At 65.1% G+C, this 21,053-nt stretch carries 17 protein-coding genes; 9 read left to right on the top strand and 8 right to left on the bottom strand.

What is annotated here, in order from left to right; translation table 11 throughout:
• Nucleotides 1–28 precede the first annotated feature (28 nt).
• On the bottom strand, nt 29–1,177 hold the full coding sequence (locus HGR_RS00605; protein WP_006296093.1) for an iron-containing alcohol dehydrogenase: 1,149 nt from the start codon (nt 1,175–1,177) through the stop codon (nt 29–31).
• Between the two features lie 272 nt (nt 1,178–1,449).
• On the opposite strand from HGR_RS00605, the gene HGR_RS00610 reads away from it, so the two are divergent.
• Both HGR_RS00610 and HGR_RS00615 read left to right on the top strand, forming a co-directional pair.
• Entirely contained in the window at nt 1,450–2,448 is a 999-nt protein-coding gene (locus HGR_RS00610; RefSeq protein ID WP_039851860.1) for an alpha/beta hydrolase, read from the top strand.
• Between the two features lie 20 nt (nt 2,449–2,468).
• Nucleotides 2,469–3,347: a YbgC/FadM family acyl-CoA thioesterase gene (locus HGR_RS00615; RefSeq protein ID WP_006296095.1), complete on the top strand. Its 879-nt coding sequence runs from the start codon at nt 2,469–2,471 to the stop codon at nt 3,345–3,347.
• 61 nt (nt 3,348–3,408) lie between these two features.
• Here the strand turns inward: HGR_RS00615 and ygfZ are convergent, their stop codons facing one another.
• The gene (ygfZ, locus tag HGR_RS00620; RefSeq protein WP_006296097.1) at nt 3,409–4,362 is read right to left on the bottom strand and encodes a CAF17-like 4Fe-4S cluster assembly/insertion protein YgfZ; all 954 of its coding nucleotides are present in this window, start codon (nt 4,360–4,362) and stop codon (nt 3,409–3,411) included.
• Nucleotides 4,363–4,434: 72 nt separating this feature from the next.
• Between ygfZ and mltG the strand changes: the two genes are divergently transcribed.
• From mltG to HGR_RS17155, 5 genes are read left to right on the top strand one after another with little or no spacing between them, the layout of a single operon-like run.
• Nucleotides 4,435–5,547 carry an endolytic transglycosylase MltG gene (mltG, locus tag HGR_RS00625; RefSeq protein ID WP_138922342.1) on the top strand — a complete coding sequence of 371 codons (1,113 nt, stop codon included), beginning with the start codon at nt 4,435–4,437 and terminating at the stop codon, nt 5,545–5,547.
• Entirely contained in the window at nt 5,544–6,179 is a 636-nt protein-coding gene (tmk, locus tag HGR_RS00630; RefSeq protein ID WP_006296099.1) for a dTMP kinase, read from the top strand. Before mltG ends, tmk begins: the two co-directional genes overlap by 4 nt.
• Complete coding sequence (locus tag HGR_RS00635; protein ID WP_039851830.1) at nt 6,176–7,321, top strand: DNA polymerase; 1,146 nt, start codon at nt 6,176–6,178, stop codon at nt 7,319–7,321. Before tmk ends, HGR_RS00635 begins: the two co-directional genes overlap by 4 nt.
• A 29-nt stretch (nt 7,322–7,350) precedes the next feature.
• Complete coding sequence (locus HGR_RS00640) at nt 7,351–8,181, top strand: TatD family hydrolase (protein WP_006296101.1); 831 nt, start codon at nt 7,351–7,353, stop codon at nt 8,179–8,181.
• Nucleotides 8,163–8,609 carry a hypothetical protein gene (locus HGR_RS17155; protein ID WP_138922343.1) on the top strand — a complete coding sequence of 149 codons (447 nt, stop codon included), beginning with the start codon at nt 8,163–8,165 and terminating at the stop codon, nt 8,607–8,609. Before HGR_RS00640 ends, HGR_RS17155 begins: the two co-directional genes overlap by 19 nt.
• A 132-nt stretch (nt 8,610–8,741) precedes the next feature.
• Here HGR_RS17155 and HGR_RS00645 read toward each other — a convergent pair whose 3' ends face one another.
• The 5 genes from HGR_RS00645 to HGR_RS00665 form a co-directional block, all read right to left on the bottom strand.
• Nucleotides 8,742–11,375 (bottom strand): 2-oxoglutarate dehydrogenase E1 component, encoded by a 2,634-nt coding sequence (locus HGR_RS00645; RefSeq protein ID WP_006296102.1) that lies wholly within the window; start codon nt 11,373–11,375, stop codon nt 8,742–8,744.
• A gap of 159 nt (nt 11,376–11,534) precedes the next feature.
• Entirely contained in the window at nt 11,535–13,160 is a 1,626-nt protein-coding gene (locus tag HGR_RS17920) for a methyl-accepting chemotaxis protein (RefSeq protein ID WP_006296103.1), read from the bottom strand.
• A 746-nt stretch (nt 13,161–13,906) separates the two neighbouring features.
• Nucleotides 13,907–14,935 (bottom strand): LD-carboxypeptidase, encoded by a 1,029-nt coding sequence (locus HGR_RS00655; RefSeq protein WP_006296104.1) that lies wholly within the window; start codon nt 14,933–14,935, stop codon nt 13,907–13,909.
• Nucleotides 14,936–15,025: 90 nt separating this feature from the next.
• Entirely contained in the window at nt 15,026–16,132 is a 1,107-nt protein-coding gene (tadA, locus tag HGR_RS17925; protein WP_406564748.1) for a tRNA adenosine(34) deaminase TadA, read from the bottom strand.
• A gap of 17 nt (nt 16,133–16,149) precedes the next feature.
• Nucleotides 16,150–16,785: an FMN-binding negative transcriptional regulator gene (locus HGR_RS00665; protein ID WP_006296106.1), complete on the bottom strand. Its 636-nt coding sequence runs from the start codon at nt 16,783–16,785 to the stop codon at nt 16,150–16,152.
• A gap of 18 nt (nt 16,786–16,803) precedes the next feature.
• Here HGR_RS00665 and HGR_RS00670 point away from each other — a divergent pair, with 18 nt between their 5' ends.
• Nucleotides 16,804–18,777, top strand: a complete 1,974-nt coding sequence (locus HGR_RS00670) for a PcfJ domain-containing protein (protein WP_081463398.1) — start codon at nt 16,804–16,806, stop codon at nt 18,775–18,777.
• A 76-nt stretch (nt 18,778–18,853) separates the two neighbouring features.
• Nucleotides 18,854–20,086, top strand: a complete 1,233-nt coding sequence (fliK, locus tag HGR_RS00675) for a flagellar hook-length control protein FliK (protein WP_006296108.1) — start codon at nt 18,854–18,856, stop codon at nt 20,084–20,086.
• An 80-nt stretch (nt 20,087–20,166) separates the two neighbouring features.
• Here fliK and HGR_RS00680 read toward each other — a convergent pair whose 3' ends face one another.
• Entirely contained in the window at nt 20,167–20,976 is an 810-nt protein-coding gene (locus HGR_RS00680; RefSeq protein ID WP_006296109.1) for a hypothetical protein, read from the bottom strand.
• Between the last annotated feature and the right edge of the window lie 77 nt (nt 20,977–21,053).

Consider the following 21,053-nt stretch of genomic DNA (forward strand, 5'->3'; position numbering starts at 1 on the left):
GATCGCTTGACCGGCAGTCTTACCGGCGCTACAACGAGGCCGCCAACAAGCCCTCATAGTCTTCGGCGCTCGCCTCCCTAGGGTTGGTCTTGTGGCAGTGGTCGGCCAGTGCGCCGCGCACGATGTCCGCGAACTGATCCGACGTCACACCCAGCGCGGCCAGGCCCGTTGGCAGGCCCAGGCGGGCGTTCATCTCCTGGATTGCGACGGGAATGTCAGAGCTTGCGTGCAGCCCCATCGCGTGCGCCATGCGTCGCAACCGGTCTTCCCGGGCGACACTGTCTGCCCCGGCGTTGAACGCCACCACGGCCGGCAAGAACACGGCGTTCAGCGTGCCGTGGTGCAGGCGGGGGTTCAGTCCACCCAAGCTATGGCTCATGCTGTGCACGCAGCCCAGGCCTTTCTGGAAGGCCATGGCGCCTTGCATGGACGCGCTCATCAACTGGCGACGGGCTTCGCCGTCCCGGCCATCGCGGGTCGCACGCTCAATGTGGGTCCAGCCGCGCGCCAGGCCGTCGAGCGCGATGCCATCGGCCGGCGGGTTGAAGGCCGAGGCCATGAAGGTCTCCATGCAATGCGCGATGGCGTCCATGCCCGTGGCGGCGGTCAGCAGCGGCGGCAGTCCATAGGTGAGTTCTGGGTCGCAGATGGCGGCCTTGGGCACGAGGTGCCAGCTGTGAAAGCCGAGTTTGCGGTGGTCGTCCAGGATGAGCAGGGCGCCACGCGCCACCTCGCTGCCGGTGCCGCTGGTCGTGGGTACGGCGATCAACGGCGCAACGTGTTCGGTGATGAGGGCGGAACCTCCTTCGATGGTGGCGTAACGCTGCAGCGGCCCGTCGTGGGTGGCCATCAGGGCCACGCCCTTGGCGCAGTCGATGGCGCTGCCACCTCCCACGGCGATCAGGCCGTCGCAACGCTGTTCGCGGTACAGCGCCGTGGCGGCGCGCACGGCCGCCTCGGTCGGATTGGGCGGTGTCTGGTCGAAGACGGGGACCGCAGCCTTGCCGGGGCCGTGCGGGAGTGCCGCCAAGGCGCGATCCACGATGCCTGCGGCCCTGACTCCTGCGTCGGTCACAAGGAGTGGCCGGGTGATGCCGACCCGCTCACACTCTTGGGCCAGCAGCCGGATGGCGCCGAAATCGAACTGGACCTGGGTGACATACTGGATGAGTGCCATGTCGTCTCCTGTGCAGTGATGGCGCCTTGTTGTGTGTTTTAGGGCGGCGCGTTCGGACTCGACTCTAGCGGCCGCCGTGCCCGATGTCGCTGGGCGGCTGTCTCGCACGGTACTCGGTCCGCGGCCTGATTTTCCGAGGCGCTGTCTCCTGTAGGATGCACGCTCCGAGTTCGTGCCTCATGAGCCGTCCTCTCTGTCGGGCTGGGCGGCGCATGGACCGCGGCGTGTCCGCCGACCTTGCCATCGACCCATTCATCACTTCTTCCCCCGAGATGCAGCACACGCGTGCCCCGCAAGACCGCAATCCTCGCGACCTCCTGAGTCCGGCCATGCGGCAAGTCATCGACAACATCGCGCGCGCCCGGCAACCTGCCTTGCATGATTTGCCGCCCGATCAGGCGCGGCTCGCGTACGCCAAGGGCTCGGGCGTGTTGGATGTGCCAGGTCCCGTTCTCGCGCGCGTCGAGGATGTGCAGGTACCGACGCATGACGGAGCGCATCTGCCAGCCCGGCTGTACGCCCCGCAAACCGCCGCACAAACCGCCACGCAAGGACGCTTGCCCGCCTTGCTGTACTTCCATGGGGGGGGCTTCACCATCGGTGGCGTCGCCAGCCACGACGCCTTGTGCCGACGCTTGGCCGATCAGGCGGCGTGCGCCGTGCTGTCCCTGGATTACCGGCTTGCGCCCGAGCACAGGTTTCCGACGGCGGTGAACGATGCCTGGGACGCCTTGTCGTGGCTGGCCGATGCGGCTCAAGCCGATCGGCTGGGGCTCGACGCGTCGCGCCTGGCCGTGGGTGGGGACAGCGCAGGTGGCACGCTGGCCGCGGTCAGCGCCATTCAGGCCCGTGACGCGGGGTTGCCATTGGCGCTGCAGCTGCTCTTCTACCCCGGCACCACCGCGCACCAGGACACGCCCTCGCACCAGACCTTCGCGGAAGGCTTCGTGCTGGGCGCGGCCTCCATCCGCTATTTCTTCGACCACTACGCGCCTCGGCGTGAGGACCGGGAAGACTGGCGCTTCGCACCCTTGCTGGCGCCCGACGTGGACGGCGTGGCGCCAGCGTGGGTGGGCCTGGCGGAATGTGATCCCCTGGTGGACGAAGGCTTGCTCTACGCCGACAAACTGCGTGCCGCCGGCGTGGCGGTGGACCTGGACATCTATCGCGGCGTGACGCACGAATTCATCAAGATGGGCCGCGCCATCCCCGAGGCCCTGCAGGCTCAGGCCGACGCGGCCCGTGCCCTGCGCGGTGCCTTGCACCCCTGAGCCCCAATGAAAGCAGCCGAATGAAACGCCTGGACTTCCGATTCCTCCACCGCCTGCGCGTGCGCTGGGCCGAGGTGGACATGCAGAAGATCGTGTTCAACGCGCACTACCTGATGTACTTCGACACGGCCATCAGCGACTATTGGCGCGTCCTGGCCCTGCCTTACGACGAGGCCATGCAGCGCTTGGGTGGAGATCTCTACGTCAAGAAAGCCACGGTGGAATTCCATGCCTCGGCGCGCATGGACGATCAACTGGAGGTGGGCCTGCGTTGCGCGCGGATCGGCAATTCATCCCTGCAATTCATTGGCGGCATTTTTCGGGGCGAGCAGTTGCTGATCAGCAGCGAACTGATTTATGTCTACGCCGATCCCGCGACGCAGACTTCGCGACCGGTACCGGCAGAGTTGCGGCAGTTGCTGACCGATTTTGAAGCGGGATCCGAGGCTGGCGCTGCCTTGACGACCTTGCGCGTGGGCGGCTGGGCCGAACTGGGCGAGGCCGCCTCGCGCGTGCGCACCGAAGTCTTCGTGCGCGAGCAGCGCATTCCCGCCGAGATGGAGTGGGACGTGGCGGACCAGACGGCGGTGCATGCCGTGGTCTTCAACCGTTTGGGCATGCCGCTGGCCACGGGCCGGCTCTTGCGCGACGAGGAACCTGGCGTGGGCAAGCTCGGCCGCATGGCCGTGCATCGCGCCCTGCGCGGCACCCGCCTTGGCCGCGACATCGTGTCCGCCTTGACGCAAGCCGCCCAGCAGCGGGGTGACCGCGCCTTGGTGTTGCATGCGCAGCGCAGCGCGGAAGGGTTTTACGCGCGACTGGGCTTCGAGGTGCGAGGGGAGCCTTACGAGGAAGTCGGCATTCCGCACGTCACCATGGTCCGTTCACTGAGCCACTGAGCCACTGATCGCTGAACCACTGAGCGATCGCTTCGAAGGTCAGACCACGGCCGAGCCGCGTTCAGATGTCCTCACGCAGGGCGTAGGGCAGGGGCAGCGATGTGAGCGCCGCGCCATCGGCGGTTTGTAGCTGGGCCTGTGCATGGGCCAGCTGCAGCACCACGATGGCATCAAAGCCGCCCTCGGGGCTACCCCGCTGTCCCTGCGGCGCCTTGGCCGCTTGTGCCACCACGCCACAGGCTTCTTCCGGTGCGGCCGCATCGAAAATGTCTTGTCCGGCGCTCAGTGCCACGGGGCTGCGCACACGCAGTGCGCGCCGCTTGATCGCGCCCCGGAACTGGCTGCGCGCCACCACTTCCTGTCCGGGGTAGCAACCCTTCTTGAAGTTGATACCCTCGATGGACTCGTAGTTGAGCATCTGAGGCACGAAAGCCTCGAAGGTTGGAGCGCTCACCATCGCGACGCCGCTGAGCACCTCGCCCCACAGCCAGTCTTCATGCGCCAGCGCCGTGGCTTCGGGTGCCGGTGTTGTCGCTGGGGCCAGCCATAGCGCACGTGCCGCCCGGTCATCGCCTTTCACCGCGGGGTGCAGATGAATCAAACGGGTTTCGTCGTTCACCGACTGGCAGGTCCAAGGTGCGGGCAGCGCGCCAGCGCCCGGGGTATGGGCCTGGACCGCGTCGCCCGCCAAGCCGTACAGGGCGAAGCTCGCGGTCGCGTCACTGAGTTTGACCTTGGCGCGCAGCACGAACATGGACAAGCGCTTGAGCGTTCGCTCCAGCAAGTCCTGGCTGCAGACCAGCAGGATGTCGTCGGCGGCGAGCTTCACGCCGATGAAGCTGGCCTGCATGCGCCCCTGGGCTGAGCAGAAGGCGGCGAACCGGGCCTGGTTCGCGCCCAGCAAGGCGAAGTCGTTGGTCAGCTGACTTTGCAGGAATTTGGTGGCCTCTTCGCCCGAGGCGCGCAGGACGCCCAGGTGGGGCAGGGGGGAAATACCGTTGAGCAGGGGGTTCATGGGCCTGAATTATCATCACCCGTCATCAACCTATTCGGATCAGGGTCTGTGTTCAGGACGCTCAAGAATCTCGTGGTTTTCTTTCTGTTGCTGGTCAGTCTCGCCCTGGTGGGCGCGGTGGCGGCGGCCACCTGGTGGCTGAACCAGCCACTACAGCTCAGCGCCAGCATGGTGGAAGTCATCATTCCGCCCGGGGCCTCGGCACGCGCCGTCGTGCAGACCCTGAACCTCAATGGGGTGCAAACCCAGCCCGTGCTGTTGTATGGCTGGTTGCGATTTTCTGGCGCCTCCAAGCGCATCAAGGCAGGCAACTACGAGCTGACGCCGGACCTGACACCGCGCACGCTCCTGGCCAAGCTGGTCAAGGGGGAAGTGGCCCAGCGCAGCGTGACCTTGGCCGAAGGCCTGACTTTTGGTCAATGGCGCGCCCTCCTGCGAGCGGCGCCGGACCTGCAGCCCGAGACCTCCGGTTTGAGTGCGTCCGAGATCATGGAAAAACTGGGGTATCCGGGTGTACCCGCCGAGGGGCGTTTCTTCCCCGACACCTACAGTTACCCCAAGGGCTCCAGCGATCTGGCCTTGCTGCGTCGTGCCAAGCAGGAGATGGACCGCCGCCTGGCCTTGGCCTGGGACCTGCGAGAACCCAGCAGCCCGCTCAAGACCCCGGAAGAGGCTTTGATCCTCGCCAGCATCGTGGAGAAGGAAACCGGGCATCCCGAGGACCGCGCTCACGTGGCTGGCGTGTTCAACAACCGCCTGCGCATCGGCATGCGCCTGCAGACCGATCCGACCGTGATCTACGGTTTGGGTGAGAAGTTCGACGGCAATCTGCGCAAGGTCGATTTGCTGACCGACACGCCCTGGAACACCTACACCCGCGCGGGCCTGCCCCCGACGCCGATTGCGATGCCGGGCATGGATTCCCTGCTCGCCGCCGTCAAGCCGGCCAAGACCGAAGCTCTGTATTTCGTAGCGCGTGGCGACGGCACCAGCGAGTTCAGCACCACCTTGAGCGACCACAACCGCGCCGTGCGCGAGTTCCAACTCAAGCGCAACGGCAAGTCCGAGCCGGCACCGGTCAAGGACGAGAAGGCGCCCAGCGCGCCTGAAGCGTCGCCGCCCGCCCCAGCGCCTGCTACCGGGCCCGCCGCCGCGCCCACTCCGTCCGCGCCCGCGCAGCGATGAGCGGTTTCTTCGTCAGCTTCGAAGGCATCGACGGCGCGGGCAAATCCACCCACATCGAGCGTCTGGCGCAGGTCTTGCGCGAGCAAGGGCACATGGTCACGCTCACGCGCGAGCCTGGAGGGACCCCTTTGGCCGAGCGTTTGCGGGCCCTGGTGCTCGCGGAGAAGATGGACGCGTTGACCGAGGCGCTCTTGGTCTTCGCGGCGCGACGCGACCATTTGCAGACCGTCATCGAACCCGCCCTGGCGCGTGGCGACGCTGTGCTGTGCGACCGCTACACCGACGCCAGCTATGCCTACCAAGGAGGAGGGCGTGGATTGGATGTCAGCGTGTTGGCGACTCTGGAGCGCTGGGTGCAGGCCAAGCCCGGCGCGGCGGGTCTGCGTCAGCCCGACCTGACACTGTGGTTTGATCTGGCGCCAGAGCTGGCGGCTGAACGCCTGTCAGGCGCCCGCGCGCCCGACAAGTTCGAGGCCGAACCGGTGGCCTTTTTTCGTCGTGTCGCCGAGGGGTACGCGCGCCGCGCGGCCGAGGATCCGGGGCGTTTCGCGCGCCTGGATGCCGCGCAGTCGCGCGAGGCGGTTTGGGATGAACTGCTGCGCGTGGTGCGCGGCAAAGGCTGGCTGAGATGACAGAGCCTGCTGCCGAGTCCACAAACAACAACCCCTTGCCGCCGTGGATGCTTCGCCAGAGCCTTGATCTGGCCTCGCGCCCAGGGCATGCATGGCTGCTGCAAGGCCCTTCGGGTCTCGGGCAATACGGCTTGGCTCTCGCCTTGGCGCGCGCCTGGTTGTGCGAGAGCCCGGTGGTGCCCGAAGGCCGAGACCATGGGGCGAGCGGCGGGGGCGCCTGTGGCCATTGCCCGTCCTGTCACGCCATCGATGTGCGCACGCATGCCGATCTCTGCGTGCTGATGCCCGAATCCGTCATGCTCGAACTGGGCTGGCCCTTGAGCGAGAAAGCACAGGGCGAGATCGACAAAAAAGAGCGCAAGCCCAGCAAGGAGATCCGCGTCGACGCCATGCGGGATGCCATCGAGTTCGCGCAGCGCACCAGCGCGCGCGGCCGTGGCAAGGTCATGCTGATCTATCCCGCCGAGCGCATGAACGCCATCACGGCGAATGCCTTGCTCAAGACGCTCGAGGAACCGCCCGGGGAGGTCGTTCCCGACATGGCCACGAACGATGGGCCGAGCCTCTTCAGCGACGTGGCGGCTCCGCCTGCGGTGCCATCGACCCGCTTCGTGCTGGCCACCGAGGCCGCGCACCAGCTCCTGCCCACCATCCGCAGCCGCTGCATGAGCCATGCACTGGCCTGGCCCACATCCGACGAGGCCCTGGCTTGGTTGCGAACTCAAGGACTGAGCGAGCTCGATGCCGAGGTCTGGTTGCGCGCCGCGGGCGGGCGACCAGAGGATGCGCTGCGCCTCGCGGTCTTGGTCGGTGAGCCGGCGCGCTGGCGAGGATTTCCCCGTGCCATGCTGGGTGGCGAACTGACCAGCGTGGCTGAATGGAGCCCCGCCCAGTTGATCGACGCCCTGCACAAGCTCTGCCACGATCTGATGGGTCAGCGCGTGGGCGCCGCGCCGCGGTACTTCGATGCCGCCGACCTACCTCCCGTCAAGGACTCGGCTTCCAGTGGTGCCGCGCTGGGCCGCCTGCGGGACTGGCAGCGTGAACTGGTGCAGGAAGCGCGCACGTCGGAACATCCCTACAACCAGGGTTTGATGATGGAGGCGTTGGTGAGCCGCGCGAGCAGCACCTTGCGTGCCTGATCACAAACCGCACTCCTCGGATTTTGCGCATGTACACCGATTCCCACTGCCACCTGAACTTTCCGGAGCTGCGCTCGGACCTGCCCGCCATCCGCACAGCGATGCGGGCCGCTGGCGTCGAGCGTGCCTTGTGCATCTGCACCCGGCTGGAGGAGTTCGAGGCGGTCCATGCCCTGGCGCTGGACCATGCGAACCCGGCCGAGGGCCCTGCGTTCTGGGCCACTGTGGGCGTGCATCCAGACGAGGAGGGCGTGACCGAGCCCAGCTTGGAGGATTTGCTGAACCGGGGCCGCCTGCCCCGTGTCATCGGCATCGGTGAAACCGGCCTGGACTACTACCAGATGGAAGAGCGCAAAGGTGGGCGCGCGGTGGCCGACATGGAATGGCAGCGCCAGCGTTTCCGTACCCACATCCGGGCGGCCCAGGCCCTGCGCAAGCCATTGGTCATTCACACCCGCGAGGCCTCGGCAGACACCCTGGCCATCCTGAAGGAGGAGGGCGAGGACGCCTCCCCTGGCAGCGCGGGCGGTGTTTTCCACTGCTTCACCGAAACCGCCGAGGTGGCCCGGGCCGGTCTGGACCTGGGCTTTTACATCTCGTTTTCCGGCATCCTGACTTTCAAGAAGTCCGAGGAACTGAGGGAGGTCGCCCGCTTCGTGCCCCTGGACCGCATGCTGATCGAAACCGACAGCCCCTACCTCGCACCCGTCCCGTACCGCGGCAAGACCAACAACCCGTCCTACGTGGTGCACGTGGCCCGGCAGATCGCCGAACTGCGCGGTCTGACTCCTGAGGCCGTCGCCGAGATCACCAGCCGCAATTTCGAGCAGCTGTTCAGCGGGTGCCTTGCGCCAGCCTGAGCGCCCGCCCGCACCATATCGTCGGCGAGGATTTCAATCTCGCCAGCCATTTTCGCTGCCATCCTTTGACTGGCTGCCCGATCAAGGTCGGCGGCTGCACGGCAGTGCGTCAGCATGGCCAGTCTGCGCCAAGGTTTCACGCTTCAAAACCATCGCTGAAGCTTGCATCAATCTCCCGGGGAAGAGCTTTGATTTCAAAAGACTTTCAGACTCCTGGGGTGGTGCTTGGAGTCGATCACGGCGACTCTATTATTTTATACGATGTGTATTATGTTAAGTTTAATAAGGCCAAACGTAGTCAGATCGATGCGGTCGCGCCTAAGCCACTTCTACTGCTCCCGAACAGAGCGAAGGCTGGTGTGGGCTGCGGCAGAACCAGTGGCTGGACTCTAGGATTCATCGAATTCGACATCAAAATAACCTTTTAAATTATTGATTTGAAATAACTTTTTCGAGATGGAGTCTGTTCAGCGGGGTTGTCTCATCACTGTCTGCGTTGAACCGCCGCCGGCAAGCCTGAAAAGCCTACCGGCGGCCCGCTTGAGGTGCGCCAAGCGCTTTTACAGCCCCAAGGCCTTCCTCACCAGTCGGTGCTGCTCTGCCTGATGGATGGGCTGCGACACGGTGGGGCCGGCCGCCGTGCCGTCCCGTGCGGCGCAGTGCAGCCGCACCCCCTCAGGGCACGCATCAGCCAGTTCGTCACGGATGAAGGGCCAGGCGCCCTGGTTCAGCTCTTCCTCCTGCGCCCACACCAGTTCCCGCAAGCCGCTGTAGCGCTTGAGCAGGGTCCGAAGGTCGGCCTGGGGGAATGGGTAAAGCTGCTCCAGGCGCAGTAAGGCGATGCCCCGCGCCGAAGCCTCGCGCAGCCCTCGCGCCAGGTCGTAGTACAGCTTGCCGCTGCTGAGCACGACCCGCTCCACCTCGGCCCATGGCTGCGGCCTGGGGTCGTCCAGCACCGGATTGAACTGACCGTCCAGCATTTCTCGCAGCGGCGTATGCGAATCAGGTTCGTCATACAGCTTGCCCTTGGGGCTCATGACCACCAGCGGTCGGCGAGGCCTCTGGCTGGCCTGTCGGCGCAGCAGATGGAACCACTGCGACGCGGTCGACGGCATGGCCACTTGCAGATTGCCTTGCGCGCACAGTTGCAGAAAGCGTCCCAGGAACCCGCTGGAGTGTTCGGGCCCTACCCCTTCATAACCATGGGGCAGCAACAGCGTCAATCCCGACGCACAACCCCACTTCGCCTCGCCCGCAGCGATGTAGTGGTCGATGTAAACCTGGGCTCCATTGACGAAGTCGCCGAACTGTGCCTCCCAGATCGCCAGGCGGTTCGATTCGTCCAGGCTGTAACCGTACTCGAAGCCCACCACCGCTTCCTCGGAGAGCTGCGAGTTGTAGATCTCAAAGCGTGCCGGGCCGTTGCTCAGACGGTCCAGCGGCTGGATCATCGACGGCCCCCGGCCATCCGCCTGTTGGCCATGCCAGACTGCCAGGCGATGCATGAAGGTGCCGCGGCGCACATCCATGCCGGACACCCGCACGCCGATGCCCGCCTGCAGCAGCGTTGCGTAAGCCATGTTCTCGGCGAAACGCCAATCGCAACGGGCGTCCGCTTGGGCGGTCATGGTTCGCCAATCCTTGATCAGGCCTTGCACCATGGCGTGTGGCTGGAAACCGTCCGGCAACTGCGTCAAGGTGGAGACGATGCCTTGCAATTGGGCGAGCGCAGGCACTGGCAGCGCAGGCACCACAGCGCGGCGGGGGGCTTCGATGCTGGGCGCTTCGGCGGGCGGGCGATCGAAGGTCGCGATCGCTTGTTCACGGCTGAGCGCCACAACGCGCATCACGTCCAACTCGCTCACCCGTCCCGTGTCGCAGAGCGCAGCGGCGTAGCGTTCCACCACGGTTGAGAGCTGATCGATGCGGGCCTGACGCGCTGGAGCCGTCAGTGTCGGCACATCATGCTCGGAATGTCCGTGGCGACGGTAGCCAATCAAATCAATGAAAACATCGCTACCAAAGCGTGTCCGGTAGGCCAACGCGATCTCGGCCGCTCGTTGCACCTGCTCGGGGGCGTCCGCGCTCACGCGCAGCACGGGCGCATCGATGATGCGCGCCACATCGCTGGCGTAGCGGGGTTGCTCTGCGTCCATGACATTCAGTTCGGTGAAGCCGACCTGGTTGTTGATCACGATGTGCACGGTGCCGCCCACGCTGTAGCCGTGTTTCCGGCCCATCACCAGCGACTCCATCACGACGCCCTGCCCTGCCAGCGCCGCGTCGCCGTGCATCATCACCGGCAGGGTCTGCTGGGGGGTGTGGGTGGCGCCACGGTCCTGGCTGGCGCGAGCCATGCCAGCGACCACCGGCTGCACGCTCTGCAGATGCGAGGGGTTGGCGGCGAGTTCCAGGTCGATGTCACCGTGGCGTGTGCTGACCCGGTGCCGGGCTCCCAGGTGGTAAGGAAGATCCTTGTGCTGTTCGGGATGGGGGTACTTGGCGTCGAAGTAAGTCAGCAGATCCAGGGCCGGTCGTCCCATCAGATTGACCAGGACATTGATGCGCCCGCGGTGTGGCATGCCCAACACCAATTTGCTCACGCCATGGGCACCCGCCTGCTCGGTCAGCACGTCCAGCAGCGGCAGCAAGGCCTCGCAGCCTTCCAGCGAAAAGCGCTTGGCGTGGGGAAAGCGTCGCGCCACGTGGTGCTCCCAGGTTTGCACGTGCACCAGCCGCGCCAGCAGCCCCAGGCCCGTCATGGCGGCGGGCAGTGTGTCCTCGGAGACTGGCGACTCCATCTCGGCATGCAGCCAGGCCAGCCGCGCCTCGTCGCGCACTGCGCTGGCATCCAGCGTCAGGTGGCCGCAATAGATAGCCCGCAGCGCCGTTGTCAGTTCCTGCACCGTTTTCGCGCCCAACAGGGGGGATCCATCCTCCGTGACCGCCTCGGTCGGCGACAGCCCGAAACGTTGGGGTGTGAGCAGCGCCTCGTCCGCAACCGGGGCATGTTCCAGCGGGTCCAACACGGCGCACTGGTAGCCTCTCTGGCGGAAGGCGTCGAGCAGACGCTGCACACCGGGGCGCACGCGCTGGCTTGAATTCCAGCCGGTGGGTGCCTCGGTGATGGACTTGCCGGTATCGAGATGGGGGCGGCGCAGCGGTGAATGCTGCACGAGTGAAGGGTTGCGCATGAAACGTTCTCCCTAAAACACAGGTGGCACCGAACCTGCACCGCCTCTGCGGTGATGGGTTCGCCATGGGGGCGCGTTCTGGGGCGCCGCATGCCATGGATGGCACGGGCCCGGCCGCGCCCCGGGTATGAGGCGCAGCGCGGGGTCATGCCGGTCTGTCTACCGGCCGTTGTCTCCGGCTAAAAAAAGTTGCGCGGGTGCCGCCGCAAGCATGTGCCTGCCAGCATGAGCTTGGGGCTTGCCATTCAGCACGAAGGCCCGCACGACCTCGTTGAGCTGATTGGCCTGATCCTGCATGGCATGTGCCGAGGCCGTGCTCTGCTCCACCATCGCTGCGTTCTTCTGAGTCGATTCGTCCATCTGCACAATGGCTTCGTTCAACTGCTCGATGCCCTGACTCTGCTCTCGGCTCGACGCGCTGATCTCGGCCACGATGTGGCTGACTTGCTTGATGCTGTTGACCACTTGCTGCATCGTCGCGCCAGCTTGGTCCACCATCTGACTGCCTCGATCCACTTGATGCACCGAGTTGTCGATCAGGGATTTGATCTCCTTGGCCGCCACCGCGCTGCGCTGCGCCAGGCTGCGCACCTCGGCTGCCACCACGGCGAACCCTCGGCCGTGTTCGCCAGCGCGGGCTGCTTCGACGGCCGCGTTCAAGGCCAGGATGTTGGTTTGGAATGCGATACCGTCGATCACACTGATGATTTCAACAATGCGCTTGGAGGAATCGGCGATGGAACTCATGGTGGCCACCACCTGACCGACCACCTCGCCGCCTTGGACGGCCACCGATGACGCCTGCAAGGCCAAGGAGTTGGCCTGATTGGCGTTGTTGGCGCTGAGTTTCACCGACGAAGTCAGTTGCTCCATCGCGGCCGCCGTCTCTTCCAGTGCGCTCGCCTGCTGCTCGGTCCGGGAGGACAGATCCAGGTTGCCCTGTGCGACCTGGTGGGAGGCACTGACGATGTTGTCCGCGCCGTTGCGCACCTCCAAGACGATCCGGTGCAAGTTGTCCACCATGTGCTTGAGCGCCCCCATCAGGCGCCCCACTTCGTCTTGGCTTTCATCCGAGATCTTGTAGGTGAGGTTGCCTAGCGCCACGGACTCGGCCATCAAAATGGCCCGATCAATCGGTCGTGTGATCGATCGCGTGATCATGACCGCGGTCACGATCCCCAGCAGCACCGCGATCACCGAGAACGCCAACATGCCGATGCGTGCACTGTCGGCCGCGCGCTTGGCCTCAGCCACATCGGCAATCATGCCCTTTTCTTGGTGCGCCACCATCTTGTCGATCAGTGCGTAATAGCGAGGCTGCAGGCTGGCCATGTCGCCTTGGTAGACCGCCATGGACTCCTCGCGCTTGCCTGCGGCCAACAGATCGAAGAAGTTGCGGACGGCCGCGCCATAGGCTTTGCGGGCCTCTGACTGCTCGGCGAAGATCGCCTTGCTTTCGTCGGTGTGCAGGAGCTTCTCGAACTTGGCGAAGTTCTCGGTGTTGATGGTGCGCAACGCCGCGTAGTCGTCCATGTACTTCTTGGTTTGCTCGGGCGTGTTGGCCAACAGAATGCGACCGATGGTGATGATGCCCTTGTCCCCCACGTCCTTGATCGCATTGCTGAGCGCGATCTGCGCGTACCGGTCCTGAACCAATTGATCCATGGTGCGGTCCACGCGGCTCAGCACCGAAAGGCCTGCGGCCAGACTGGCCAGCAGCAAGACGATCACCAAGGCGAACGCCAGCGCCAGGCGGGTTCCAATTTTTAAACTATTCATTTTCATAACTGTTCATCTCCTGTTCTTGGGGGCCGCTGCACACGCTCTCGCACATCACCAAGTACCACTGCTTGCTTGTTCACGCATGGATCTCTTGCATCCAAGTTGGCGTGAACAGCAGTACAAGATTCGTGCCTGACCTGCATGCCTCGACGAGAGAATTGCAACAGTCTGCTAACCCTTTTGGGGGGGTTGAACTCGACAAGAGTTGAAAGCTCATGGATCAAAGAACGAGGAGATTTCATCCTGTTCTCGTGTCAGCCCGATGACCTCTGTGCTCGCATGCGATCGTGAACATCAGCGCGATGTTCTTGCCGAATAACTAAATGGCCATGCATCGCGCGTAGCGTTGCCATGAGGAATCTCCTAAGGTGGTATGGCGCGCATTCTCGACTGGCCCCCTCGAGATTCCAACGAATATCTGGCTGTTAGCTCATAACCGTGCTGGCACGGACCACGGGGTCCAAATTGGGGAAGGCGCGGTTCAGCCTTCCCTGGATGATCCGCCACGTAGCTTCATCAACGCAGACGTATTCGGTTTGCGCATGGATGGCGTCAGACCAGCTTGCCTCGCTGCATGACTCGCGTTCATGGACGCCGATGCAATGCCACGGCTTCTTTGGGCCTGGAGCTATCTGCTGAGCTATGAGCGGCGCCTACACCGCGCCTCAGCCGTCAGGGATGCATCCGTGATGCGGACGCAGTGAGCCACCGGACACTGACTGCGGATTCGCTCCGCATGGGCGTGAAGGTCAATGGGAGTGATCTTCGTGGTGGTCATGCGCATGGGCGTGACCCCAGACCAGCAGCGCTTCCCGGCCTTCCACCAGCAGATCGCAGCAGGCGCCGACAGGCAGCAGCACCTTGGTGGGCACATGTCCGAAGGGCAGGCCGGTGAGCACGGCGACCTTGAGTTGACTGCGCAGCCAGTTCACCACGCTTTGAAGCTTGAAGCCTTTGTCATGCGGTGTCAGCTTGTAGTCAGTGAAGTGGCCGAGCAGGATGGCTCGCTGCCGGCTCAATACCCCTGCGTGCAGCAGTTGAGTCAGCATGCGTTCGATGCGATAGGGGTGCTCGCCCACGTCTTCCAGGAACAGCAATCCTCCCTCGGTCTGTGCCGATGACGGGAAGTACGGTGTGCCCAACAGCGACACCAACACGGCCAGGTTGCCGCCCCACAGCGGTGCGTGCTCCACCTTGAGGCGGGCGGTGTCTTCCAATCGGCGTGCCTGCCACGCGCCTGCCGCCGTCTTGTCGGATTCACGGGTCCGCGGCAAGCTCCAGCCAGTGCCCTCGCCCTGTCCCAGCAGCAGGTCTTCAAAGCAAGCCTGCGTGATGTCGTCGGGCTCAGCTTCTGTCCCAAAAGCTTCGAGCAAGGCAGGGCCTGCCCAGGTGATCCCACCCTGCCCGCCACCTTGGGCCAGCACGGCGAGTTGAAAGGCCGTGAAGTCACTCAGTCCGACGAAAGCGGTGCCGCGCTCGATGGCTCTGTGGATGTGTTTGAACGGCAGGTCCGGCAGGATGCGTGTCAGGCCATACCCCCCGCGCGTGATCATTGCCACATCCGCGCCGCTGGACGCGGCCCGGCGGATGGCCGCCAAGCGGGTGGCGTCATCGCCAGCGAAACGCTGCTCGCTCGCCAAGGCGGCTTCGTCGACTTCCACCTCAATCTCGGTGCCAATGGCAGGGCCCAGGGCTTTCAAGCGTTGGATGCCGCGTTTGAAGGCAGCCTTGTCGCGCACCGCGCCGGAGGGGGAATAGAGGTAGATGTGTTTGCTCATACAGGCCGCCATTATCGGTGGCGCCAGTGCCGCCGGGACTTGAGCGCGGCCTGTTCATCGCACGGCGGCCATCAAGACGGCTGCCGTCGATCAATCCAGCCAGGTGAACGCCGCGAAGGCGCGCAGCGCGGCTCGGTGCCCGGCGTCGGGAAACGGCGCGTTCCAGGCCCTCGACTGCTCAAGAGGCTCGCCCTGCATGATCGGTGCGACCGCGTAGTGGGTGTGCAAGTGCCGTTGTGGCTCGGCCCGAGCCCAGCGTCGCCCGAGTTCGGCGATCGGGTCTTGGCTCTCGCCAGGCAGCAACAAAGCCACGCGCCGAAGGTCCAGCCGTTCGACGAACTCTTGCAACACCCGCAGATGCCAGTCCATGCTGTGCGCATCTTGTTTCTTGGGTTTGTCGCTCCTGCCGAAACCGATGAGGTCCAACGCGACGACGCGGTGGCCTAGTGACAATAGCTGCGGGATGCGCGCGTGATGGCGATAACACCAGTCGCCTTGCCCGTGCAGGCAGAGCCAGGTCAGGCGTTGGGTGTCGGGCGCTTGCGATGGGATGGCATCCAGCGCCGCCTCTTCGCGACTCCCTTCGTCCAGGTAATGAAGGCGCAGGCCATCCAGGGAGGGCAGATCGTTCACGTAACGCGGCGTCCAAGGAAAATCCGGCAGGTCCACGAAACGATGCTCGGGCGTGCGCAGCGCGTCTTCTCGAAGTGGAAAACGCGTGGGGTCCTGTTGAGCGGCTTGCCGTGCCTGCTGGCGGCGTTGTTGGAAGAAGTTCTGCAGCAGCGCGCCGCACTCCTCGGCCAGTACGCTGCCCTGCACCTGGGTCTGGTGGTTGAGCTGCCGGTGTGCGAAAAGATCGAGCACTGAACCCGCTGCCCCGGTCTTGGGATCGGCTGCGCCATACACCACGCGCTTGAGTCGCGCGTGGAGCATTGCACCGGCGCACATCGGACAAGGCTCCAGCGTCACATACAGCGTGCAGTCGTCGAGTCGGTAATTGCCGAGGACCGAACCGGCAGCCCGCAGGGCCTGCATTTCGGCATGGGCGGTCGGATCGTGGTCAGCGATGGGCGTGTTGTGTGCGGTGGCTAGCACGCGATCAGCACCGCCGTGCGGGTCCTGGTGTACCAGCACCGCGCCCACCGGCACCTCCCCCGCTTGCGCGGCCCGATAAGCCTGGTCCAGGGCCATGCGCATGTATTCGAGGTCGGTGTTCATGCCGGCCCGTGCAATCCCAGCCGGTCCATCCAAGCCACGAGACCTTGTTCGCCCGGACGGCCCGCCGCGTAAGCCGCGCGCATGGCGGCGTGCGCCTCGGGTCGGTGCTGGTTGATTTTGAGCTTGCACTGCAGCGTGGTCACGCGCAGCTCGAAGGCCACGATCCCGTTGAGCATCTTGCGCTGGAACTCTGGGTCCAGGGCACGCCAGCGGTCCGCGTAGGGCGGCTCATGGTCGCCGATCAGTTGCTTCAGCAAGGCGTCCTTGGCCTCGGCGTCTTCGATCAGCCGGGCCTCCACCGTGCAATGCACGGCCACATAGTTCCAGGTCGGTACCCGTTGCTCGTCCGGGTAGACCTGGGGTGACATGTAAGCATGCGGACCCAGAAAGGTGACCAGCGCGCGGGGCCGGGCCTGCAAGTAGCGCCAGTGCGGATTGGGCTTGGCCACATGGCCCAGCAGGCTCAGTTCTTCCCCTTCGGCCTGGGCGTGGGAAGGCACGTGCAGGGGCAAGTGGGTCACGTACGGCAAGCCCTCGTCGTCGTTGCTGATGAGGCTGGCGAAGGGGTGCTCGCGCATCAGCGCCAGCGCGAGCGACCGGTCCTCGGATCTGAATTGCGGCGGCAGGTACATGCGGGCAGAATGTAGCGCATGAGTGGCGCATTGGTCGGCTTTCGGGTGGGTGGCGAGAAAAAGCTGCTGCGCCTGCATGGTGAGCGCGGTTGCGAGAGTGTGCTGACGAGCTTGCTGGCCTGGTTACGCAGCGTCAGCGACGCACGCCTGCACGCCTACGCCGGCATCCTCAAAACCGTGGACGTGACCCAGGGGCGCTACACCACGGGGCTTGAAGAGAAAGAGCGCGCCATCTTGCTGGCCTTCTTCGAAGACCATTTGGGCGAGAGCTGCCAGCCACCGACCTGGGCCGAAGCCTTCTCGGCCTTTCCCGAACTCGAAGGCTGGCATGCCGGTTTCCCCTACATGCCCGCCGCCAGCATCGACGCCTGCGCCGATGTGCCCTGGGGGTTTCTGCTCGACCTTGATGCAGATCGGGGGGCGGGTGAACTGCAGATTTTCATCAACCGCCATGCGCGATTTTCCTGGCGCGATATGGGCACCGAAGTGGCCGCGCCCTGCTGCAACCTGCCCTTGGCCCATGCGCGCAAGCTCACGGCCACGGATGTGTCGGCCCTGCAGGGCCTGCTGAACCAGAACTTCTATTCCGACGGCATCGATCCCTTGCTGCCCTTGCGTGAACCAGCACGCAGCCATCAGTCGCCCCCCTTTCCCGCCTTGGGCGCAACGTCCGCGGCCGCGAGTGAGGAAGCCTGGCTGGCCCGCCTGCATCTCGCGGCGGGTCACGCACGATTGCTGCTGGAACGCGCGGGCCTGCGCGCGACCGTGCGGCAGGTCAGCGAACTGCGGCTGGACGACCCGCACTGTGGGGCTTGGTTGCGCGAAACCCTGGCCCCCGAAGCGCTTGCGCTGACCCTGGCGATCCACGGCCCCGGCGCCAGTTTGGGTCAGATGGCTCGGGTTGCGGCGCATTTGCCCAGCCTACCGTTCGCCACCGAAGCCCGAACCGAAGCTGGGGTCGGCGTCGGGGTGGAAACCGGCGGCCTGCCGCTGCTGGCCTTGGGCCTGAACCCGCACACGGGCCTCAACCTGGACCTGCGTCCGGAAGACGGCCCGGCCTTCTTTGATGCATTGCGAACCTGTTTCCTGGAAGGCGGCATGAGCGTGCAAGGCTGGCGCTTCCTGATCAAGCAAGACAACGCGGTGCTGCGCGCCATCCTGCAGTTCTTTCCGCCCTCGGCCCGCATCTTGCGCGGCTTCACGCACTTCATCAACCTGCTGGCGGGCAGTCTGCAGCACGAGCCGCTGACCCTCGCCCGCTGCCAGCCCGCCTTGCGCGGGGTGGAGCGCATCCTGGACCGCACGCGCGGCCGCCCCGAGGCCATGCGCGAGGAGAACGCGCGCATCTTTCTGCGCGCCCTGGTGCGCGCTCGGCTGTCGCTCGAACAGGAAGCCAACCTGGCTCATGAGGCGCAGGACGTCTCGGATTTCGTCTATGCGCACACGGCGGTGCTCAAGGGCGCGACCTGGGCGTCCTTGTGCCGCCGCTCGGACGCTTGGCACCGAGCGCTGCTGATCGAAGTCGATCCCGCCAAGGACCTGCGCTGGCCTTCCCTTCTGCCTCGCTACCAGAGCGGTGCCTACGTGGCGGTGGAGCTGGACTGCGGTTACCTGCTGGCCGAGGAAGGCCTGGAGCAGCGCCATTGCATTGGCAGCTACGCCAACGCTTGCGCCAGCGGAGGCACGCGCGTGTTTTCGCTGCGTCAGGGCAGCGCGCAGGGCCGGCGTGTCGCGACCTTGGAGGTGCAGCGCGGGCACGATGGGGTGTGGCGCATGGTGCAGATTCGCGGCAAGGCGAACACGCCGGTCCACGAGTCCCAGGTGTTGGGGGTGGCGGAACAAGTCGTGGCCGCTTATGCCGCGGCGGTCCAGGCCCAGGCCGACGATCAGCGCGGCGAACGCAGGGGTCTCCAGGGCCAAGTTGCGCAGTTGGCTGGTGACTATGCGCCGCCACCGTACGTCATCCACCGGCAGGAACACTGGACAGGCTGAGCGCGAGCACGCCGCGACCTGTCTTTCGACCTGTCTTTTCGTCGACTCGTGTTCACCGCCCCTCATCCCTACCCCCATGACCACTGACCGTATTTCCACCGGCGGCGCTGCACTGCCCGTGCCGCGCGCCAACAGCGGCATGACGGGGGGCAACGCGGGCAGCCGCGCAGGAGATGTTCTGACGTTGCGCATCGAGAGTCGCGATGGCATCGGCCCGAACCAAGTGTTCCACGCGCGCAGCGCGGACGGTCGGCTGTTCCAACTGGGTGCCGCGATCACATCGGGCATGAACCTCATGGTTGGCCAGACCCTGCTGGTTCAACTGCCTGGCGGCCCCTCCCAGTCCTCATCACAGACCCCATTCCAATCGGCCTTGCAGGGCGGAGGTACCTTGCTCTCTGTGACGCCGTCGCCAACATCGGCGTCCTCCGCCGAAACCGCCGCCCACCTCGCTTTCGCGCAAGCGCAGGCCTCGACGCCAGATGGGGACGCAGGGGCTTCTTCCGCCGCGCCCGACTTGGCCCAGCTGTTGGCCCAACGCTTTTTCCAAGGTCAGGGCGGCGTGAGTGACGTTCTGGTGTTGGCGCAGGCCTGGCGCGAACTGGTGCTGGCGCGTCTGCGGCAGGCTCCGAGCCTGGCCTACACGCCCGCGAGTCCTGTGCGCCCCAGCACCCTGCCCGGCGATGCGGGTGCCACGGCCCTGTCACTGGCCCTGCTGCAGGCAATGGCCACGGATGAAGCGCGGCAGGATGTGGCCTTCAACGCCCCCTCGCTGGGCGCGACGCCCTCACAACCCCACCCAGCCTCCTTGTTGCCGCAGTTCTGGATGTTCCATGCCTATGCCTGGAACAACGCTTTGCCCCTGACGTTCTGGGTACTGCCTCGGGACGATGACACGCAGGGCGGTCAGCCGCCTCCCCGCGCTGCGAACCGCGCACGCATGCTGCGCCTGTGTTTTCTGCACCCCATGCATGGACTGCTTTGGGTGGATGTGCGGGTGGATGAGCAACACGTTACCCTGGACCTGCATGCCGATCAGCCGGATGCCGTGGCGGCCCTGCTGCAGCTGCGTCCCGCGGTCAGCGCGGCTCTGGCTCAGGCTGGCCTGCGCTTGCTGCGCTACCAAGTGCGGGCGGGCACGCCGCAGCTTCAAGATGACGGCGGCGAGGCTGCACCCACTGGGTCCCGGGGCCTGGCGGCCGCCAGCATGAACGGCCTGCCTGCCCTGCTCAACTCTCCTGACACCACGCTGGCGCCAGAACTGTTCCTGGCTGCCGTGGGAGTGATGGAGGCTCTTCGAACGGCGTGAACGCCACGAAACCCGCACGGGCGTCGTGGGGGGCCGTCGCGAAACCGTCGCGCCATGTGGCCCACCCATTTGTCAAGCGCTCAACGCGCCTCGCCCACGCAGACCACCGCCTGATGCCGCAGGTGGAACATCTCGATGTCGGTCTCCAGGAAGAAAGCCGCTTCCCAGGGGTTCTTCAGGATGAACTGAGCGCGCAGCGGTTCGTACTCGGGCGCCGTGCGCGGCACGATATAGGCCTGCATTTCGAGAATGGTGTAGTTCCAGTGGATGGACTGGTCGAAGGTGAACTTGGCGCGTTCGTCGATGGTGAAGAAACAGCGCGGCTCACGCTTAAGCACCTGGGACTTGAAAGTGCCGGGCCGCGTGATGATGAACACATCGTCGTCTTCCGAGGACAGAAAGGCCATCACGGTGGTGTGCGGCTGCGCGGGCGTCAGCGTGGTCAGCACGCCGATTTTGTTGTGATGGTCCTTGTCCTCGGGCACCGGGATGCGGGCCAGTGGTGATGCCACCAGTGCGCGTGAGGGACGAGGGTCGGCGGGGAATTCATAGCCGGGCTCGCGTTGCGACTCGACCACGCGGGCCCCGTGGATCAGGCTGAACTCGACCGGCGCCACCGTGGCCCAGTTCTCGTCCACCGCCTGCACACGCCCCTTGTAGGACGTCCGGTAGACGCGCAATTCGGCGTCCAGTTCGTCCACCCCCGTTCGGTTGTCCAGGTGCAACGTGACCAGCGAGCCTTCTGCAAGCGCGTGGCCCTTGGGAATGAAGAGTTGCAGCAGGTTGTTGCGGCGGGGATAGACCACGCAGATGTGGTGCACGATCCCCGTGGCCTGGTAAGAGGCCAGTACCCCCAGAATTTGCTCGCCCAGATAGTCACGCAAGGCCATCACGGATTCCTTAGTCTTGATGCGTGCATTCTAGAACCTATCTCAAATTCGTTTGAGCAGGATGGTGATGGAAGCCA

The sequence above is a fragment of the Hylemonella gracilis ATCC 19624 genome, from assembly GCF_000211835.1.
Lineage (GTDB): Bacteria > Pseudomonadota > Gammaproteobacteria > Burkholderiales > Burkholderiaceae_C > Hylemonella > Hylemonella gracilis.

Excerpts from the sequence above, each read along its gene's own strand:
- HGR_RS00665 (WP_006296106.1), bottom strand. The coding sequence starts at position 16,785 with ATGTACCTGCCGCCGCAATTCAGATCCGAGGACCGGTCGCTCGCGCTG.
- HGR_RS00645 (WP_006296102.1), bottom strand. The coding sequence starts at position 11,375 with ATGCGCAACCCTTCACTCGTGCAGCATTCACCGCTGCGCCGCCCCCAT.
- HGR_RS00635 (WP_039851830.1), top strand. The coding sequence starts at position 6,176 with ATGACAGAGCCTGCTGCCGAGTCCACAAACAACAACCCCTTGCCGCCG.
- ygfZ (WP_006296097.1), bottom strand. The coding sequence starts at position 4,362 with ATGAACCCCCTGCTCAACGGTATTTCCCCCCTGCCCCACCTGGGCGTC.
- tmk (WP_006296099.1), top strand. The coding sequence starts at position 5,544 with ATGAGCGGTTTCTTCGTCAGCTTCGAAGGCATCGACGGCGCGGGCAAA.
- HGR_RS00605 (WP_006296093.1), bottom strand. The coding sequence starts at position 1,177 with ATGGCACTCATCCAGTATGTCACCCAGGTCCAGTTCGATTTCGGCGCC.
- HGR_RS00615 (WP_006296095.1), top strand. The coding sequence starts at position 2,469 with ATGAAACGCCTGGACTTCCGATTCCTCCACCGCCTGCGCGTGCGCTGG.
- HGR_RS00670 (WP_081463398.1), top strand. The coding sequence starts at position 16,804 with ATGAGTGGCGCATTGGTCGGCTTTCGGGTGGGTGGCGAGAAAAAGCTG.
- HGR_RS00640 (WP_006296101.1), top strand. The coding sequence starts at position 7,351 with ATGTACACCGATTCCCACTGCCACCTGAACTTTCCGGAGCTGCGCTCG.
- fliK (WP_006296108.1), top strand. The coding sequence starts at position 18,854 with ATGACCACTGACCGTATTTCCACCGGCGGCGCTGCACTGCCCGTGCCG.
- HGR_RS00610 (WP_039851860.1), top strand. The coding sequence starts at position 1,450 with ATGCAGCACACGCGTGCCCCGCAAGACCGCAATCCTCGCGACCTCCTG.
- HGR_RS17920 (WP_006296103.1), bottom strand. The coding sequence starts at position 13,160 with ATGAAAATGAATAGTTTAAAAATTGGAACCCGCCTGGCGCTGGCGTTC.
- HGR_RS00655 (WP_006296104.1), bottom strand. The coding sequence starts at position 14,935 with ATGAGCAAACACATCTACCTCTATTCCCCCTCCGGCGCGGTGCGCGAC.
- tadA (WP_406564748.1), bottom strand. The coding sequence starts at position 16,132 with ATGCGCATGGCCCTGGACCAGGCTTATCGGGCCGCGCAAGCGGGGGAG.
- HGR_RS00680 (WP_006296109.1), bottom strand. The coding sequence starts at position 20,976 with ATGGCCTTGCGTGACTATCTGGGCGAGCAAATTCTGGGGGTACTGGCC.